The 18,722-nt window shown below is 36.6% G+C and carries 15 protein-coding genes and 1 riboswitch; of the genes, 10 read left to right on the top strand and 5 right to left on the bottom strand.

The window, feature by feature from the left end; genetic code table 11:
* Positions 1–61: 61 nt before the first annotated feature.
* The 4 genes from gabT to NSS97_RS01835 all read left to right on the top strand — a co-directional run bounded on the left by gabT (position 62) and on the right by NSS97_RS01835 (position 4,915).
* Positions 62–1,426 (top strand): 4-aminobutyrate--2-oxoglutarate transaminase, encoded by a 1,365-nt coding sequence (gabT, locus tag NSS97_RS01820; RefSeq protein WP_341111317.1) that lies wholly within the window; start codon positions 62–64, stop codon positions 1,424–1,426.
* 306 nt (positions 1,427–1,732) lie between these two features.
* The gene (locus tag NSS97_RS01825) at positions 1,733–3,100 is read left to right on the top strand and encodes a sigma-54 interaction domain-containing protein (protein WP_341111321.1); all 1,368 of its coding nucleotides are present in this window, start codon (positions 1,733–1,735) and stop codon (positions 3,098–3,100) included.
* The gene (gabD, locus tag NSS97_RS01830) at positions 3,093–4,544 is read left to right on the top strand and encodes an NADP-dependent succinate-semialdehyde dehydrogenase (protein ID WP_341111323.1); all 1,452 of its coding nucleotides are present in this window, start codon (positions 3,093–3,095) and stop codon (positions 4,542–4,544) included. Before NSS97_RS01825 ends, gabD begins: the two co-directional genes overlap by 8 nt.
* 47 nt (positions 4,545–4,591) lie before the next feature.
* A complete protein-coding gene (locus tag NSS97_RS01835) occupies positions 4,592–4,915 on the top strand; it encodes a DMT family transporter (RefSeq protein WP_000263259.1) in 324 nt (107 codons plus the stop codon).
* Between the two features lie 40 nt (positions 4,916–4,955).
* On the opposite strand, the gene NSS97_RS01840 is transcribed toward NSS97_RS01835, so the two are convergent.
* Together NSS97_RS01840 and NSS97_RS01845 are read right to left on the bottom strand one after the other, a co-directional pair.
* Positions 4,956–6,185: an aminopeptidase gene (locus tag NSS97_RS01840; protein WP_002029496.1), complete on the bottom strand. Its 1,230-nt coding sequence runs from the start codon at positions 6,183–6,185 to the stop codon at positions 4,956–4,958.
* 116 nt (positions 6,186–6,301) lie between these two features.
* Positions 6,302–7,378 carry a polysaccharide deacetylase family protein gene (locus tag NSS97_RS01845; protein ID WP_088031358.1) on the bottom strand — a complete coding sequence of 359 codons (1,077 nt, stop codon included), beginning with the start codon at positions 7,376–7,378 and terminating at the stop codon, positions 6,302–6,304.
* 505 nt (positions 7,379–7,883) lie between these two features.
* Here NSS97_RS01845 and NSS97_RS01850 point away from each other — a divergent pair.
* Positions 7,884–8,591, top strand: a complete 708-nt coding sequence (locus NSS97_RS01850) for a hypothetical protein (RefSeq protein WP_044444282.1) — start codon at positions 7,884–7,886, stop codon at positions 8,589–8,591.
* A 46-nt stretch (positions 8,592–8,637) separates the two neighbouring features.
* On the opposite strand, the gene NSS97_RS01855 is transcribed toward NSS97_RS01850, so the two are convergent.
* Positions 8,638–9,834 carry a NupC/NupG family nucleoside CNT transporter gene (locus tag NSS97_RS01855; protein WP_341111325.1) on the bottom strand — a complete coding sequence of 399 codons (1,197 nt, stop codon included), beginning with the start codon at positions 9,832–9,834 and terminating at the stop codon, positions 8,638–8,640.
* Positions 9,835–10,031: 197 nt separating this feature from the next.
* Positions 10,032–10,133: riboswitch (purine riboswitch) on the bottom strand.
* A gap of 121 nt (positions 10,134–10,254) precedes the next feature.
* Here NSS97_RS01855 and rlmD point away from each other — a divergent pair.
* The 5 genes from rlmD (at position 10,255) to NSS97_RS01880 (ending at position 16,752) form a co-directional block, all read left to right on the top strand.
* Positions 10,255–11,631: a 23S rRNA (uracil(1939)-C(5))-methyltransferase RlmD gene (rlmD, locus tag NSS97_RS01860; RefSeq protein ID WP_061676136.1), complete on the top strand. Its 1,377-nt coding sequence runs from the start codon at positions 10,255–10,257 to the stop codon at positions 11,629–11,631.
* Between the two features lie 201 nt (positions 11,632–11,832).
* Positions 11,833–12,822 (top strand): tRNA dihydrouridine synthase, encoded by a 990-nt coding sequence (locus tag NSS97_RS01865; protein ID WP_002124914.1) that lies wholly within the window; start codon positions 11,833–11,835, stop codon positions 12,820–12,822.
* 214 nt (positions 12,823–13,036) lie between these two features.
* On the top strand, positions 13,037–15,055 hold the full coding sequence (locus tag NSS97_RS01870; protein WP_341111330.1) for a GAF domain-containing sensor histidine kinase: 2,019 nt from the start codon (positions 13,037–13,039) through the stop codon (positions 15,053–15,055).
* 376 nt (positions 15,056–15,431) lie between these two features.
* Positions 15,432–15,950, top strand: coding sequence for a YehS family protein (locus NSS97_RS01875; RefSeq protein ID WP_002124916.1), 519 nt, complete (start codon positions 15,432–15,434; stop codon positions 15,948–15,950).
* A 94-nt stretch (positions 15,951–16,044) separates the two neighbouring features.
* Positions 16,045–16,752: a M48 family metallopeptidase gene (locus tag NSS97_RS01880; protein WP_044444286.1), complete on the top strand. Its 708-nt coding sequence runs from the start codon at positions 16,045–16,047 to the stop codon at positions 16,750–16,752.
* A gap of 69 nt (positions 16,753–16,821) precedes the next feature.
* Here NSS97_RS01880 and NSS97_RS01885 read toward each other — a convergent pair whose 3' ends face one another.
* Positions 16,822–17,517 (bottom strand): hypothetical protein, encoded by a 696-nt coding sequence (locus NSS97_RS01885; RefSeq protein WP_044444287.1) that lies wholly within the window; start codon positions 17,515–17,517, stop codon positions 16,822–16,824.
* Positions 17,518–17,531: 14 nt separating this feature from the next.
* Positions 17,532–18,641, bottom strand: coding sequence for a mandelate racemase/muconate lactonizing enzyme family protein (locus tag NSS97_RS01890; protein ID WP_341111335.1), 1,110 nt, complete (start codon positions 18,639–18,641; stop codon positions 17,532–17,534).
* Positions 18,642–18,722 lie beyond the last annotated feature (81 nt).

The following is an 18,722-nucleotide window of genomic DNA, read 5'->3' on the forward strand; positions in this document are numbered from 1 at the left end:
AGTTGGCATACATCTTGCAATATAAAGAGAAAACATTGTATAGAAAAGGATGGGGTACACGATGAACACAAAAAAATTTGCTAAAGTAAATGAACAAATTCCAGGACCGAAAGCAGCGTCTTTATTAGAACGCCGCCAAAATATAGTACCAAAAGGAGTAAGTAATGGTATTCCAACATTTGTACAGTCTGCAAATGGTGCACTCGTAACAGATGTGGATGGAAATCAGTACATTGATTTCGCAGGAGCAATTGGGACAATTAATGTAGGACACTGTCATCCAGCTGTTAAAGAAGCGCTTCATAAACAAGTAGATCAATATATTCATACTGGATTTAATGTGATGATGTATGAGCCATATATTGAATTGGCAGAAAAGCTGGCCGCATTAGCGCCAGGTAATTTCGATAAACATGTGCTGTTTTTAAATAGTGGGGCAGAAGCGGTTGAAAATGCAGTGAAGATTGCTCGTAAATATACGAAGAGACCTGGAATTATCGCATTTTCTAAAGGATTTCATGGGCGTACATTAATGACAATGACGATGACAAGTAAAGTAAAACCATATAAATTTGGATTTGGCCCATTTGCTCCAGAAGTATATAAAGCGCCATTCCCATATGAATACCGTCGCCCAGAAGGTTTAACAGAAGAGCAGTATGATGACTTTATCATTGAAGAGTTCAAGAACTTCTTCATATCAGAAGTAGCACCAGAAACAATTGCAGCAGTTGTAATGGAACCTGTTCAAGGGGAAGGCGGATTTATCGTTCCAAGTAAGAAATTCGTTCAAGAAGTACGCAGCATTTGTTCAGAGCACGGTATTTTATTTGTAGCTGATGAAATTCAAACAGGCTTTAGTCGTACTGGAAAATACTTTGCAATTGATCATTATGATGTCGTTCCAGACTTAATTACGGTATCTAAATCATTAGGTGCTGGTGTACCGATAAGCGGCGTGATTGGGCGTAAAGAAATTATGAATGAGTCTGCACCGGGAGAACTGGGCGGAACATATGCAGGAAGCCCACTAGGATGTGCGGCTGCATTAGCTGTGCTTGATATAATAGAAAAAGAGAAATTAAATGATAGAGCGATAGAAGTAGGGAAAGTCGTAATGAACCGATTCCAAGAGATGAAAAATAAATATAATTGCATCGGTGATGTGCGCGGCTTAGGGGCAATGTGTGCATTCGAGCTCGTTCAAGATCGCAAGACGAAAGCGCCTGATAAAACATTAGCGTCTAATTTATGTGCAGAGGCAAATAAGCATGGATTACTTCTACTATCAGCAGGAACATATGGAAATGTTATTCGTGTTTTAATGCCATTAGTGATTACAGATGAGCAACTTGAGGAAGGTTTAACAATAATTGAAGAATCATTGCAAGCTTGTTATGAGCAAGCAAATATCGCTCGTGTATAAAGAATTGGGATAACTTAAAAAAGGGCATAAAGCTTTTCTTTTTAGGCGAAAGAGAGCATCTGGCCATGCATAGAATCGGTCAGCCCCTTTTCCTGCCCCATGCCAAGCTAAAACAAAGTGAGGGTGTGGTTGCGATGGCATTCTGTATTTTTCAATGCAGCGAATTATGTGTTGAAAAATATAAATAGATTTGTATAAATAACAAATTGAAAACATTCTAGCTTACTCTATATAAAATGCAGAAAATTCACTTTATAATAAAGGTAGTGAAGTGAATCGATGGATTTAAAGTAAGGGGTGGCTAGGATGGTTGCAGAAAAGGAACGAATGTTGATGGATTTACAAGATGTATTTGAATATGCATTTGACGAAATTTTTGTTACGGATGATAAAGGAATCGTTGTACGTGTAAATAGCATGTGTGAAAGGCATTACCAGCTCTCTGCTAAGGAATTAGTAGGAAAGCATGTAAAAGAACTACAAAAAGAAGGGATTTTTTATCCGTCTGCAACGTTAGAAGTAATTGAAAAGAAAAGGCCAGTTGAACTTGTTCAAACAACGAAATCAGGAGAGTATTTGCATGTTCGTACAAGGCCTGTTTTTGATGATGAGGGAAATTTAAGAAGAGTGATTAGTTATTCTCGTGATCTTACAGAACTCTATCAATTACGTCAAAAGGTAGAGGAAATGGATAATCAGTTAAAAACATATAAAAAAGAATTAAGAGAAACATATGAACACGAAGGACTTATTTTTAAAAGTATCGCTATGCAAAGAATAATCGAAACAATAAAAAAAATATCTGTAGTAGATAGTACTGTTCTCGTATTAGGTGAGACTGGAGTGGGGAAAAGCCGATTAGTACGCCATTTGCATGAAGTGAGTCACCGAAAGAATGAAAGTTTCTATGAAATTAATTGTGCGGCATTGCCGACGAATTTAATCGAATCTGAGCTTTTTGGATATTCAGGTGGGTCTTTTACAGGTGCAAATCGTGAAGGGAAAAAGGGGCTATTAGAATCAGCGCATAAAGGAACTCTTTTCTTAGATGAAATTGGTGAAATGCCGCTTGAAATTCAAGCGAAGCTTTTGCAAGTATTGCAAGAAAAAACGTTTCGTCCTATAGGCGGAAGAGAATTAAAAAAGGTGGACGTTAGAATTGTAGCGGCAACAAATAGAGATTTAAGTACGATGGTGAAACAAGGAACATTCCGGAAAGATTTATACTATCGTCTGAATGTCATTCCAATTTCAATTCCGCCACTTCGGGAGAGAACAGAAGATATATTGCCGCTCATCTATCATTATTTACAGCATTTTAATAAAAAGTACGGACGTGATGTAAAGTTAGCTCCTAGTACGTTACAAATGTTTGTAGGGTACCCTTGGGAAGGAAATAATAGAGAGATTGAAAATGTAATTGAACGAATTGTTATCACTGCAGATGATTTTGTAACGGTAGAAGATTTGCCACTATCTATGCAAGAGGCCACAGTTGAACAATCCGGACAAAGTCTTTATAGAATGCTGGAAGAGGTAGAGAGAAATATTATTCTTAAAGCGTATAAAACGTATAGATCAAGTTATAAAGTGGCTGAGTTTTTGCAAATAAGTCAATCTGCTGCTACTAGGAAAATTAAGAAGTTTATAGAGGAGGAAGAAAACATTGGATAAAAAAGCGACGTTCGTAAACTTAGAGAAAAAAGCGATGTATATAAATGGTGAGTGGATTACACTGCAAGAACAAATCGAAGTGAATAATCCAGCGACAAAGGAAGTATTTGCAACTGTACCAAAGGGCGGGATTACAGAGGCAAAGCAAGCAGTTGATGCTGCACATGAGGCTTTTAAATTATGGTCAAAATTAACGGCAGCGGATCGCGCAGTAAAGTTAAAAAAATGGTTCACGCTCATTGATGAAAATAAAGAAGAAATTGCAGCAATCATGACGAGAGAGCAAGGGAAGCCGTTTGCAGAAGCACTTGGTGAAGTGAATTATGCAAATAGTTTTGTTGAATGGTACGCAGAAGAAGGAAAGAGAATATACGGTGAAATGATTCCTGCTTCTCATCCGAATAAGCGTATTTTAGTTATGAAGCAACCAGTTGGGGTTATGGCAGCTATTACGCCTTGGAATTTCCCGGCTGCTATGATTACGAGAAAGGTAGCTCCAGCACTTGCAGCAGGCTGTACGGCAGTTGTGAAACCAGCGAGTCAAACGCCATTAACTGCATTGAAGTTAGTTGAATTAGCACATGAAGCAGATATTCCAAAAGGTGTAATAAATATTGTAACAGGTAGTGCAAAAGCAATTGCTGATACGTGGATGGAAGATGAGCGCGTTCGAAAAGTTTCCTTTACAGGATCAACTGAAATTGGAAAAGAATTAATGGCTAGCGCTGCGCAAACGATGAAAAAGGTTTCGCTTGAATTAGGTGGTCACGCTCCATTTATTGTTATGAATGATGCTGATTTAGATAAGGCGGTAGAAGCGGTAATTGGTTCGAAATTCCGTAACGCAGGACAAACGTGTATATGTACAAACCGCATCTTTGTTCAAGAAGAAGTGTATGAAGAATTTGCAGGGAAGTTCACAACAGCTGTAGAGCAGCTGAAAGTCGGAGATGGATTTGGCGAAGGAACAACTGTAGGTCCACTTATTGATGCGAATGCAGTTTCGAAAGTACAAGAACATATTGAAGATGCAATTCAAAAGGGCGGAGAAGTTTTATACGGTGGCCATAAATTTGTAGAGTTAGATGGTTATTTCATTCAGCCAACAGTAATTGGATTGGCAAATGACACGATGCTTTGTATGAATGAAGAAACATTTGGACCGGTTGCACCAGTTGCTAAATTTAAAACAGTTGAAGAAGTAATCGAACGAGCAAATAATACACCATATGGCTTGGCTGCTTATATTTTCACAAAAGATATTAGTCAAGCATTCCAAATTAGTGAAGCGTTAGAGTACGGAATTATCGGCTTAAACGATGGCCTTCCATCAGTTGCACAAGCACCATTTGGAGGCTTTAAAGAAAGTGGTATCGGCCGTGAAGGAGGCCATTTCGGTATCGAGGAATATTTAGAAATTAAATATATTTCGTTAGGACTATAAGTAGTATACTAGAATCTCTATAAGGTAACAGAGAAGGAGATTCTAGTATGGTATATTGGCTATTATTACTCGTAACAATTATTTTTGAAGTAGCTGGAACGATTGCGATGAAGTTATCGAACGGTTTAACAAAGCTTGTTCCAAGTGTACTTATTTTCGTATTCTATGGAATTTGTTTCAGCGTGTTTGCTATCGTTGTTAAAAAGATTCATTTAAGCATTGCTTATGCAATTTGGTCTGGTGTGGGAACGCTACTTATTACAATCATTAGTGTGTACTTTTTTAAAGAGCATATTAATTTATTCCAAGCATTTTGTATTCTCTTTATTGTTTTAGGAGTAATTGGACTGAAAGTGTCATCAGCATCATAAAAGGCTATCTTCCAGCGTGGAAGATAGCCTTTTATTTTTATTAAAACGCCCAGTTACCTTTACGGAAGATCGGCTCATGTCTTCCATCAGCTGTAATGCCGTCGATATCAAGCTCAGCTGATCCAATCATGAAGTCTTCGTGTGTAATACTAGCGTTTGCGCCATTTTCAGCAAGTTCTTCTTTAGACATTGTTTTTCCGCCAACTAAGTTAAATGCATAAGCATTTCCGATTGCAAGGTGGCAAGATGCATTTTCATCAAATAGCGTATTGTAGAATAAAATATTTGTGTTTGAAATTGGTGAATCATGAGGTACTAAAGCTACTTCGCCTAAGAAGTGAGAACCTTCATCTGTTTCTACTAAATGTTTTAAAGCCTCTTCACCAGATTCAGCTTTATAGTCTACGATACGTCCGTTTTCGAATGTTAATGTAAAGTTATCGATAATATTACCTGCAAATGCTAACGGTTTTGTGCTAGATACTTGGCCGTTCACACCTGTTTTAAGAGGCATTGTAAATACCTCTTCAGTTGGAATGTTAGCCATAAATGCTACGTTCTTTTCATTTAAGCTACCAGCACCAGCCCATACATGTTTCTCTGGAAGTTCGATTGTTAAGTCTGTTCCAGGGCCTGTATAGTGAAGAGCTTTATAATGTTTTTCGTTTAAGTAATCTACTTTTGTATGTAGTGTTTCATCATGTTCTTTCCATGCTTCCACAGGATTTTCTAAATCAGCACGAGTAGCTTTGAAGATAGCATCCCATAGTTTTGTTTCTTGTTCTTCTGGCGCTACGTCAGGGAATACTTTTGCAGCCCATTCTTTCGTAGGAACAGAAATTACGCACCAGCTTACTTTATCTGCTTGTACATAATCACGGTATACTTTCATCGCTTCTCCAGCTACTTTATGAGCTGTTGCAATTTTCTTTGGTTCTACACCTTTTAATAGATCAGGATTCTCTGCATAGATGGACATAAATGCAGCGCCTTCTTTTGCTAATTCTTCACGAGCATTTGCTTTCCAAGAAGGGAATTCAGAGAAAGCTTCTTCAGGAGCTAGATCGAACTTTAAGCGTGTTAACGTCTCATCATTCCAATCAACATATACGTGTTTTGCACCAGATTTATATGCTTTTTCTGTAACTAGGCGTACAAACTGTACAGCCTCAAGAGGTGCACTGATTGATAAAGTTTGTCCGGGTTGAATATTAACACCAACATTGACTGCAAGGGCAGCATATTTCTCTAACGTTTGTTCAAATGACATATGTATAATCTCCTTTAGTTTGAAAGATTTCTTACTATATATAATACAAGAAAATTCTAAAAATATATATAAATATAACGTAAAAAGAGAGCTCAAAATGTATTGAGCTCTAATAGTTATTTAATCGAAGAAGCAAATTGTTCTACAGTCGTTGTATGGTGTATGCGAACACGCTTCATTTTTAACAACTCATCAGGTTCACCCTTCGTAATGAATTGTCCTGGCTTCGTTGTTGTTGCAAATTGATAGTGTTTCTTTGTTTCTGCGACAACTTTATCATCTACATGACCGAAAGGATAAGCAATTGCGATAACAGGCTTACCTGTTATTTTCTCTAGCTTTTCTTTTGATCCTTTTAACTCTTCATCATAGTTTGTAATTTTCGGCAAGTCTGCGTGTGTTGCTGTGTGAGATTGTACAGAAAAAATACCTGAATCAACCATTTCTTTTATTTCAGATGTAGAAAGAGCTCCTTCTACATCAACGTTATCAACAATCATATATTCTGTTGCCGCTGGTTTAAATGTATCGTCTTTTAGTTTTTGTAAAACATGAAATGCATTCATATTATTTTTCATACCGTCATCAAATGTAACGAAAATCGGCTTGTTTACTTTATTTATATCGCCCCAGCGTTCAAACGTTAACAAAGTATAACCATTTTCTTTTAAATACTTCATTTGTGCTTCAAAGTTAGCAGGCGATACGAATAAATCTTTAATACCTTGTCCATGATAATCATCAATTGCGTGGTACATAAGAACAGGAACTTTTTGCTCGAAAGTAATAGTAGATTTCGTAAGTGGAATAGTTTTTCCGCCCTCTGTTGTTCCTGTAGCTTCAATTTGATATTCACCGCGTTTTCCTTCAAATTCTTTTATATCAAAGGGAAGTGTAAATTGTTGATTTTTCTCTTTAGAAGAAAAGGATTTAGCACTTTCCTTTCCATCAGCAGTGCGCCAAATTTTATATTGTACTTCGGTTAAAGAATCTTTTATGTCTGTAATATGAATATTTGCGTTTGTAGATTCGTGCGTAATTGGATTATAAGAAATTTTACCTTGTTCCGGCACCGTCTCTTCTTTTTTCTTAACCTCTTGAACCTTTTTTTCTTTTTTAGGCTCTACATTGCTAGTATTACATCCTGCTAGAATGGCAGATGTACATAAAGCAATCGCTGCGTATTTTCTCATAAAATCACCTTCTATTGTGTATTATGTTGCATGCTTACATTAAAATCCCCACCGCTATAAGAGAGGTGGGGATATACCCTTGTTTATCATATCATTTTTAGGTGAATGGTAGGTTAGTGACTTTGAATAGAGGTATTCTTGCGTTTCTTATTTGATTTGATAATGATATAACCTACTACAAAAATAAGAGGGATAATGAATACATAGATTGGCATTCCCCATACATAATAGCTTTTCATGCTTAAAACTAGTAAGTGTAAGAAGTCGAAAAGGGCGTGAGCTTTCATAATATCCTCCAATATATTTTTTACAAATTATAACATTGTTCATTTGTAATTTGTATATTTTGGTAAATGATTTAAGTTAATTTTAAAGTAAGAGAAAGGTTTATTAATATGCAATTTTGCATATGTAGAGTAGTTTCTATTAAAATATCAGGATCTTGGACTATAATAAGAACCGCTATAAATGTAAGTAAGAATGATGTACGGAGTGGAGAACAGAAATGAAATATAAAAAACTAGTATATATCCTTTTCATATCGCTATTCATAGTCGGTTGTCAAAGTGAAGTGAGTAAAGCGAATAGTGTGGAGGAGTATATTCCATCACGCCTTATGAATGCGGAAGTTACGGCGGATATTATGACGCTAGAATTTCCTTATGGGATAAAAGAGAAATTAGATAAAATTGGAAATAAGATGAGCGCTAGCATTACAAATAATTTAGATTGGTATTTGAAGTATGCAGAAGAAGAAATTATCCCGAAAAAAACTTTTCCTTATCATCAAAACTTGGGTATTACAAAAGAAGAATATGATTTTATGATAGATGAAATGAATAATGCAGAATATATAAATACAAAAGACGGAAAACTCTTTTTTAAAAAGAAAGACCATGAAATTCAAATTCTCTCTGATGAGAATTTGAAACTAATTAAAAATATTCGAATTGATACAGAGAAGAATACAATTAAAACTCCTTTTGGAGAGTGTGAATATGAAGGTGAAATAAAGGCATCGGATGAACAAAAAGCTACTGGGCCATGGAGTGGGAAGATGTGGACCTTAAAAAGCGATGGATTACTTTATCATTTTTCATTAGGAAAGTTAAAAAACATAAACAAATCTATCATTTATATTTCAATAAAAGGTATATATAAAGATAGGATTATCAATACAGAAGAAGCGGTCGAATTTCACTCGGTTTCATAAAGAATCAAAAAATCACCTTACTTAAACAAGTAAGGTGATTTTTTTATTAAATAAACAATCCAGCGATTGTTGCAGATAAAATAGAAGCAAGTGTTGATGCAAATAGCATTTTCCAACCGAATTTTGATACGATGCTTCCTTGTTTTTCAGAAAGGGCACGGATTGTACCAACAATCGCACCAATTTGGCTAATACTTGCGAAGCTAATTAAGAATACTGTAACGATTCCAACTGTACGTGGAGCTAATGTTGCAGTAGCGCCTTTTAAATCAAGGATTGCTACAAACTCGTTTAATACAATCTTCGTACCCATAATACCACCAGCTGGGATAATATCTTGAGTTGGAATACCCATTAAGAATGCGAATGGAGAAAGTATATAACCGAAGATTTGTTGTAAAGTAACAGCATATCCCATTGCACCTGAAGCAGCGCTAATTACGTAGTTTACAACTTCCATAACACCAATGAAGGCAATCATTAACGCAGCAACGATACCAGCTACTTTTAAACCATCAAGCGCACCGTTAATCATAGCGCCGATAAGGCTATCTCCGAATAGGTTTCTATCAAATTTTTGAACCACTTCGTCTTCTTTTTTCGTATCAACTGGTGTTAATAATGAACAAACGATTAAGCTTGAGAATAAGTTTAGCGGAAGAGCCGCTAATACATATTTCGCATCTAACATCATAATGTATGATGCTGTTACAGAGGCAGAAACTGAGCTCATTGCAGAACAACAAATGATAAACATACGGTTTTTATTAAAATGTTGTAAATCATTTTTAATAACGATTAACGCTTCACTTGAACCAAAGAATACAGAATTTACTGCGTGGAATGATTCAACGCGTGGTAAACCAGTAATTTTTGAAAGTGCACCGCCGACAATACGAACGATGAATGGTAAAACACCTAAATAACTAAAGATAGAAAGTAGTGCTGAGAAAAATACGATAATTAGTAATACGTTTAAGAAAAAGACAAAATCTCTTTGAATTCCATTAAAGAGAAAATCGACACCTGTCGTACCAAGTTTAATTAGTTTGTTGAAAACTTTACTAATGAAGATGATAATTTGCTGTCCGATCTTTGTGCCAAACATAAACCAACCGATTAAAATTTGGAAACTAATCATAATAGCAATTGCACGGAAGTTGATTTTACTTCTATTGTTTGACAAAGCAAAGCATAAACCTAAAACGACAAGAATACCGATAATGCTCATTACATATTGCATGTAGTTGCCCCTTTCAGAAGTTCGTATAAAGTTTTTACATAAAACGCTCGTTATATTACTAAAAATAAAGTAATGGAAGTTTCATGTCATACGTAAGATGTCTGACCTTTTTGAAAAATAAAAAAAAGACTCCTATGGATTCACTTTCATCTATGAGAGAAAGCTAATCAATAGGAGTCTTTTTTATACATAGGCTAATATTCATTAGTTTTCCCCATAGTCCAGCAATTTAAGGTTGCCGGGTAGAAACTCTCGATCCATATTATCGACTATATATGAGGTAACATCGTCCGTATTAAATTAGTAGTAGCGTAACATTACTAGAGAACTATCGTCAATAGCTTTTTTTCTTCCAATAGAAATAGACCATATAAGTATGATAAAATGTAACGCAGTGTTATGAAAAAGAGAGGTCGGAAAATGAGTATAAAAATGACGCCACCAGTTGAAAAAAACGAGTTTATAGATGTAGTGTTTGAAGATTTAACACATGATGGTGCCGGTGTTGCGAAAGTGAAGGGATATCCTATTTTCGTAAAAAACGGATTACCAGGTGAGGAAGCGCAAATTAAAATTATTAAAGTGAAGAAAAACTTCGCGTTTGGTCGTTTAATGAAGCTTCATCAAGAAAGTCCATATCGCAAAGATGCAGAATGCCCCGTGTACAACGAGTGCGGAGGTTGTCAACTTCAGCACTTAACATATGAAGGACAATTAAAAGCGAAAGAAAAACAAGTACGTGACGTTATGCAGCGCATCGGTGGATTAAGTGATGTTCCTGTTCATCCTGTACTTGGCATGAAAAAACCGTGGGTATACCGCAATAAAGCACAAGTGCCAATTGGAGAACGTGAAGGTGGACTTGTAGCTGGTTTCTACCGTCAAGGAACGCATGACATCATTAATATGGAATCATGCTTAATTCAGGCGGAAGAAAACGATACATTAATTCAAGAAGTAAAACGTATTTGTGAAAAGCACGGTATTTCGGCTTACAATGAAGAACGTAACAAAGGAACACTTCGCCACGTAATGGCTCGCTACGGACAAGTAACAGGGGAAATTATGCTTGTCTTCATTACACGTACAGCTGAATTGCCAAATAAAGAAGCAATCATTGAAGAAATCGCAGCGAAATTCCCAGAAGTAAAATCAATCGTTCAAAACGTAAACACGAAACGTACAAACGTTATTTTCGGAGACAAAACGACAGTACTGTACGGATCAGAATATATTTATGACTTTATCGGTGACATTAAATTTGCGATTTCAGCACGTTCATTCTATCAAGTAAACCCAGAACAGACGAAAGTGCTATACGATAAAACGTTAGAATACGCAAAATTAAATGGTAACGAAACAGTAATTGATGCCTATTGCGGAATTGGATCAATCTCCTTATTCCTAGCACAAAAAGCGAAAAAAGTGTACGGTGTTGAAATCGTCCCAGAAGCAATCGAAGACGCAAACCGAAACGCAGCACTAAACAACATGACAAACGCTGAATTTGGCGTAGGAGAAGCAGAAGTAGTCATTCCAAAATGGTACAAAGAAGGCGTAATCGCCGACACAATGGTCGTAGACCCACCGCGTAAAGGCTGTGATGAAGCATTACTAAACACAATCATCGACATGAAGCCAAAGCGCGTCGTATACGTATCGTGTAACCCAGCAACATTAGCACGCGACTTAAAAGTACTAGAAGAAGGCGGATATAAAACACAGGAAGTACAACCTGTTGATATGTTCCCGCATACGACTCATGTGGAGTGTGTGGCTTGGCTTAAGTTGGTATAATAAAAAAGCAGTTGATATAGAAAAATCTATACCATCTGCTTTTTGGTTTATAAAAATACCATTCAGCAACGATTTTAGTTAAAATGAATATTGCTGATTTTCACAAAATATAAATGTCCAAATGTACTTTTGCTATTTGGCTTTATATTTTTAAATTGAGAGTTTGAAATTGTATTCATATTGAGAGGATTTGAATTTGAAATGATAGATAATTTTTGGAATGATTTACCACGACCATTTTTCGTACTTGCACCAATGGAAGATGTGACAGATGTTGTTTTTCGTCACGTAGTAAGTGAAGCTGGTTGCCCAGATGTATTTTTCACAGAGTTTACAAACTCGGATAGCTATTGTCATCCAGAAGGTATGAAAAGTGTACGTGGCCGTTTAATTTTTACAGAAGATGAACAGCCGATAGTCGCGCATATTTGGGGAGATACTCCTGAATATTTCCGCCAAATGAGTATTGGTATGGCAGAGCTAGGATTTAAAGGTATCGATATTAATATGGGCTGCCCTGTACCGAATGTAGCATCAAGAGGAAAAGGTAGTGGTCTTATTCTACGTCCAGACGTTGCGGCAGAACTTATTCAAGCAGCAAAAGCGGGCGGACTACCTGTCAGCGTAAAAACACGACTTGGCTTTAAAGAGTTAAGCGAATGGGAAGATTGGTTAACGCACATTTTTAAACAAGATATTGCGAACCTTTCTATTCACTTACGTACAAGAGAAGAAATGAGCCAAGTAGATGCGCACTGGGAACTAATTCCGGAAATTAAAAAATTACGTGACCGTATCGCACCAAATACGCTAATAACAATCAATGGAGACATTCCTGACCGTCAAACTGGAATGGAACTTGCTGAAAAATACGGTATTGATGGCGTTATGATCGGACGAGGTATCTTTAAAAATCCATTTGCCTTTGAAAAAGAACCGAGAGAGCATAGCAGTCAAGAACACCTTGACCTTTTAAGACTGCAGCTTGACCTTCAAGATCAATATGCAGAAGTACTACCACGTTCAATCACAGGGCTTCATCGCTTCTTCAAAATTTATGTAAAAGGATTCCCTGGAGCTGCTGAACTAAGAAATCAATTGATGAACACGAAATCAACTGATGAAGTGCGTGCGTTGCTTGATAAGTTTGAGGCGAGTGTTGATAAGGATGGAGATAGTGAAACAGTGTAACTTTTGAAAGTTAGAGGGGATAGGGTGTAGCGATTTTATGAGTGTTTGTTTCATTTTAATTAAGGTGAACCATATCATAAGTAAGTGAGATATTCTATGTAAAACAAGGGTAAGAAAAGAATACAGGAGAAAATTGAAAATGGCAGGTTGGTCTTGATTTTCACTGATATTATCATGTTTATTTTATTATGCCTATAACTTGGAGGCTATGTGAATGGTAAGTGATCAGACGAGATATTCTAGGCTCGCGAATATAACAAAAATAATAAATACAAAATTAGAACTACGTGAAGTATTACAGCGTGTAACAATGGCGATATCAGAGGAGATTGTTAGGTGCAACGCTGTTGGAATTTATTTACCCCAGGAAGATGGAACATTTAGAGGGTTTGCAGGGAAACCAGAGACCATAAATGGCGTAACGCTCGATACTCAGGTAGTTGATCCTGAAATAGACTTACTGGCAAAAGAAGTTATTGAAACCAAAAAAACCATCTATATCCCTGATACCTCAAAGGATCATCGGCCGGATCCGAGACCAGTTGATGCGTTCAAAATTAAGTCCTTATTAGCCCTGCCTATCTCATTTGGGCAAGAGTTATTTGGTCTGGTTTTTTTATTTGATTATGGAGCTCCAATGAACTTAACAGATTCAGAAATTCAAAGTGTTGAAGCTTATGTAAATATGGCTGCGGTCGCAATTCAAAACGCAAATAATTTAACACAAAAGGAAAACCTTATTGCCGAGAAGCAGCTGTTACTAGATGTTACCCGTGATTTATCAATGTGTTCCTCGATACAGGAGAGTTTTGATAAATGTTTTTTTTACTTAGGACAGATTTTAGAGAGTAAAAACATGGCTGCCCACCTTTTAGACCCGATAGACAAAACAACGATTAAAACAACGAAGTTAAGCAAGGACTGTGATTGGACAGAAGCGGATTGGATGGAGAAAAGCTATGAAGCCAAGATCCAGGAGGTTATTCAAGCAAAAAATATAGATAGTAAGGGTCTACTGATGATTCCATTGGTTTCAATGGGAGAAGTATTAGGGGTAATCGTCGTGGGCAAAGAGGGAAAAGCCCACAATTACGATAATTCCCAAATTCAACTGGCAAAATCTATCGTTGATGCCACAGCTCCTACGTTTTCAAACTTGTTATATACGGATCAACTTGAAAGCATGGTGGAAGAGCGAACGAGAGAACTAGCTGCTGCTAATGAAAAAGTTACAAGTGTGATTGAAATTATTACGGATGGATTCTTTACTTTGAATAATAAATGGGAATTCACGTACGTAAATAAGCATCAATATTTTCCACAAAGAAAAACAGCAAAAGATGTATTAGGTAAGAATATATGGGAGGTCTTCCCGAGTAGCGTCGACGCAGTTATGTATAAGGAATTTCATCGTGCAATGTCAGAGCGAATTACAGTTCATTTCGAATTTTTTTCTATCTCTGATGAATATTGGCACGAAGTTATTGCATATCCGTATGATGATGGTATTTGTTGTATTTTTAAAAACATAACGGAAAAAAAGCAATATGAGCAGGAATTGAAAAGGTTATCCAACATAGATTTAATAGGGCAAATGGCAGCAGGTATCAGCCATGAGATTAGAAATCCAATGACAACAGTAAGAGGATTTTTGCAGTTATTAAAAGAAGAGCGCACCTATGAGAAACATAATAAGTACTTTAATTTAATGATTGAAGAACTTGATCGTGCCAATTCTATTATTACTGAATTTCTCTCAATCGGTAATACAAGGAAATCGGATTTGCAGATGTTAGATTTAAATTCAATTATCCACGATATTATTCCTTTAATAAAGATTGATACGTATAATCAAAATAAATCTATTCAAGTCGATACAAATGACATTCCAGAATTATTTTTAAATCGTAATGAGATACGACAATTATTAATAAACCTATACCGTAATGGCTTAGAAGCGATGAGCACAGGGAAAGTTCTAACCATTAGCACCTACAAGGAATGTCAAAATTGTGTGGTGCTTGCAGTGCGGGATCAAGGAAAAGGTATCAGGCCTGAAGTATTAGAGAAACTGGGTACTCCATTTTACACGACCAAAGATAATGGAACTGGATTGGGATTAGGCATATGTTATGCCATTGCTGCCCGGCATAATGCGAAAATAGAAATTCAAACAGGCTCGGAAGGCACTACCTTTTTTGTTAAATTTAATTATGAAAATAATGAACAATAACCTCATTTAGATTAGTTACGGTGAACCGTACCACAAATAAAAAGGAAAACCTAAGTAAACACAATCAATATATTTCACCTGAATTTTGCGTAACATTCATGTTTGAGTTGCCCACTAAATTAGAGTTGCATAAAAAGAAATGGACTAACCTATATCAGGTTAGTCCATTTTTAAGTGTGTTCATTAATAGTAAATCCCCATCCGTAATTTTGCGCGATTATCTCATCCTTTTTTGCTGTTTTAAAATCATCCCCAAAAGCATTAATCCACCTAAGACTACAAAACCTACCTCTAAAATGTTAAAGTAGTAACTTAACGACATTAATTTACACATGCTAAAAGCATTACTATAATCAACATTTCAGGAGGAAATACAATGGCAATGAGCAACAACGATATATTAAAAAGAGTAAGGTACGCTTTAGATATAAGAGATATAGATATGGTAGAAATCTTTGAACTTGGCGGGATGGAAGTAACGAAAGAGGACGTACTTGATATGCTTACAAAAGTAAAGAGAAGTCCACAACATGAAGCTGAAAATGATGATGTAATCGAAGATGAGTACGTATTAACATGCGACATGATGATGCTAGAGGCATTTTTAAATGGATTTATTACTTTAAAAAGAGGGAAGCAAGATCCGAAACCAGGGCAACCGGCACCTGTACAGAGCAAGGAGAGTGCTAATAACCTTCTTTTAAAGAAAATGAAAATAGCACTATCTTTAACGAGTGAAGATGTGCTTGATATATTAGACAGCGTAGGAGTTATCGTAACAAAAGGAGAGTTAGGCGCTTTATTAAGAAAGAAAGGCCATAAGCATTACAAAGAGTGCGGCGATAGATACGCAAGGAATTTCATTAAGGGATTAGGTGTAAAGTACAGAGGATAATAAGTTCGGTGAAACAGTAAATGATATAATAGATAGAGTAGGGCGTTTGTGTCCTATTCTTTTTTATTTGTAAAATAATACACTAGGTGATGAAATGGTACATACATATTTAGGTGAGACAATTAATTTTCATATAACTTATAAGAAGAAAAAGTCGGTGCGTCTTTTTGTAGATTCGTACGGAAATGTGGAAGTGCAAGCTCCAAAAGGAACGCCTGTTGAATACTTAGTCCAATTGTTAGAGGAGAAATGGGATTGGATTCAGAAAACACGTAAGGAAATGCAGGAGCGAGCGCTTGGACCACAGGAAAAGGGTTATGATCAAGGCGAGGGCTTTCTGTATTTAGGGAATACGTATCCGATACAGATTTCTCAAGATGCAAGTATTGAACAAGATAATGCAGTATTTGAAGGGAATAAGCTAAATATTTACGTGAATGAGCTTAAGGATGAGAAAATCCAGCAGGCTTTAAAACGATTTTACTATAAGCAGTGTAAGTCATTAGTAGAGAAGAGTATTAAAGTGCATCAAAGTAATTTTAAAACAAAACCACGTTCTATTCGTATTACAGATAGTAGTCGTACGTGGGGAACTTGTGATTCAAATCTACAGTTAACGTTTAATTGGAAGCTAGCAATGGCACCTCAGAGGGTAATTGATTATGTAGTTGTTCATGAAATGTGTCATATGGTTCATTTAAATCATGATCGATCTTTTTGGCGTCTTGTCGGGAAGATAATGCCTGATTATAAGGAAATGGAAAACTGGTTAGCGTTATCTAGTTGGAAGATGACGGTTTAGTTATTACTTTAGATTGTGGAATGAAATAAAGTAGAACCCTAATGAATTAGGGTTCTCTTTGTACATAGATTATCGTCCAAACTTCACAGTGAAAGTATCGTCTATTCTCTCCATCGCATACCCACGATACCCCTCCGAAAGCAACACCTGCTGTCCACCAGCATCACTCATCGGAACGCTCTTAACATCGGACCAATCTCTTTCCTTATCCCCACGCAACTCCTTCACAAAAACATACCGCAGACTCCCACCATACTTCTCCTTCAGCGCAGCAATTTCCATACCTTGCGCGAACTTATCCTTTAAACTAGGAATGTTGAAAGGTGCAACGGTGCAGCAAACGTAATCGTACTGGCTGTCTTCTTTTTGTAATTCATCCATGATGACTGTGGCTAATATTTTTTGCATGCCATTTCCTCGGCAGTTTGGATGAACGTTTGAGATTTCTTGATAGATGACGCGGTGTAGCTGACTTTCTGGTAGACCAATATCAAGCCCTAAATGTTCATCGTCGATAGGAGGGACTAGTAGGGCACGAAATGCGATGAGCTCGTTTTGTATAAACGCACCGATCATCATGCCATTTCCTTCTAGAATGTATTGAAATTCTTCTAGCGAGAGTGGTTGTAAACGACCTTTATCTTCTAGCGCTTCAACTATAACGTTTTGTAATGATAAAATTTGTTCGATGTGCTCTAGTGATAGTAATGTAACGTGAAATGAATCGTTGTTTTGTTTTAATTTTCCTTCGTAAAGAATCGTCATGCGTTAGTCCTCCTTTAGCGTACAACGTCTTGAAAGACGGTTAGTTCTTGTAATATATTTTCGTTTATTTCAATGCCAAGTCCCGGCTTTTCGTTTAAGCGAATAAATGGTACGTCGTAATGTAAGTTTCCGATGTCTTTCGTGAATTTTAATGGTCCTGTTAGCTCGACGCTAGTAATGATTTTTTTTGAGAAAGCGACATGGAATCCTGCGGAAGAGGCAACAGATGATTCGACCATGGATCCAACTTGGCATTCAATGCCTGCCATTTCAGCTTGATGAGCGAGTTTTACAGCTGGATATATGCCGCCGCATTTCATTAGTTTTATATTCACTTTATCAGCTGCGTCTAATTTAATAATTTGGCGCATTTCACGAGAGCCTTTTAGTCCTTCATCAATCATAAGCGGAAGATCTGTTTTCGAACGAATATGAGCCATTGCATCAATATCATCCGCTACAACAGGTTGTTCAATCCAGTCGATGTTTAAATGACCTAATGAACGAAGTGCTGTTAATGTGTTTGCGCTATTTTTCCATCCTTGGTTTACATCAACACGAATCGCGATATCATTTCCTACACGTTCACGTACAGCTTCAATTCGTTTTACATCTTCTTTTACATTTGTACCGACTTTCATTTTGAAAGATTGGTAACCTTTTAGAATCATAGAGGCAGCTTCTTCAGCCATGTCTTCTGGATCTGCAATACTTAAGACGTGAGTGACAGGAAACTCTTCATGATAGCGTCCGCCAATTAATTGATATACAGGTTGATTTAATTTTTTGCCCATTATATCAAAACAAGCGATATCAATCGCAGCTTTCGCTGTAGGAACACTGTAAATCGTATTGTCCATCATATCGTGTATTTTCTCGATATTCATTGGATTTTTCCCAATTAGAGCAGGAGCTAGTGTATGTTTTAAAACATGGAAAGTACTTTCCCATGATTCACCTGTAACGTGATCATCAGCAACGCCTTCACCGTAACCGGTAATGCCTTCATCTGTTTCCATTTTGACGATAATAGAAGGCATATCAGAATAAGAACCATAACTAATAACAAACGGATCGCGAAGTGGTAAACGAATTGCGTAAAGATGAATAGCTGTAATTTTCATTGAATAAAGACCCCTTCCTGTTTACAATGGTTTTGTACATTTGATATAGTTGACGTTAAATAGTCGTTAATTAATGATAAG

It is taken from the genome of Bacillus sp. FSL R12-0074 (assembly GCF_038005725.1).
GTDB lineage: Bacteria > Bacillota > Bacilli > Bacillales > Bacillaceae_G > Bacillus_A > Bacillus_A mycoides.

Excerpts from the sequence above, each read along its gene's own strand:
- NSS97_RS01850 (WP_044444282.1), top strand. The coding sequence starts at position 7,884 with ATGAAATATAAAAAACTAGTATATATCCTTTTCATATCGCTATTCATA.
- NSS97_RS01840 (WP_002029496.1), bottom strand. The coding sequence starts at position 6,185 with ATGTCATTTGAACAAACGTTAGAGAAATATGCTGCCCTTGCAGTCAAT.
- rlmD (WP_061676136.1), top strand. The coding sequence starts at position 10,255 with ATGAGTATAAAAATGACGCCACCAGTTGAAAAAAACGAGTTTATAGAT.
- NSS97_RS01825 (WP_341111321.1), top strand. The coding sequence starts at position 1,733 with ATGGTTGCAGAAAAGGAACGAATGTTGATGGATTTACAAGATGTATTT.
- NSS97_RS01880 (WP_044444286.1), top strand. The coding sequence starts at position 16,045 with ATGGTACATACATATTTAGGTGAGACAATTAATTTTCATATAACTTAT.
- NSS97_RS01890 (WP_341111335.1), bottom strand. The coding sequence starts at position 18,641 with ATGAAAATTACAGCTATTCATCTTTACGCAATTCGTTTACCACTTCGC.
- NSS97_RS01885 (WP_044444287.1), bottom strand. The coding sequence starts at position 17,517 with ATGACGATTCTTTACGAAGGAAAATTAAAACAAAACAACGATTCATTT.
- NSS97_RS01845 (WP_088031358.1), bottom strand. The coding sequence starts at position 7,378 with ATGAGAAAATACGCAGCGATTGCTTTATGTACATCTGCCATTCTAGCA.
- NSS97_RS01875 (WP_002124916.1), top strand. The coding sequence starts at position 15,432 with ATGGCAATGAGCAACAACGATATATTAAAAAGAGTAAGGTACGCTTTA.
- NSS97_RS01855 (WP_341111325.1), bottom strand. The coding sequence starts at position 9,834 with ATGCAATATGTAATGAGCATTATCGGTATTCTTGTCGTTTTAGGTTTA.
- gabT (WP_341111317.1), top strand. The coding sequence starts at position 62 with ATGAACACAAAAAAATTTGCTAAAGTAAATGAACAAATTCCAGGACCG.
- NSS97_RS01870 (WP_341111330.1), top strand. The coding sequence starts at position 13,037 with ATGGTAAGTGATCAGACGAGATATTCTAGGCTCGCGAATATAACAAAA.
- NSS97_RS01865 (WP_002124914.1), top strand. The coding sequence starts at position 11,833 with ATGATAGATAATTTTTGGAATGATTTACCACGACCATTTTTCGTACTT.
- NSS97_RS01835 (WP_000263259.1), top strand. The coding sequence starts at position 4,592 with ATGGTATATTGGCTATTATTACTCGTAACAATTATTTTTGAAGTAGCT.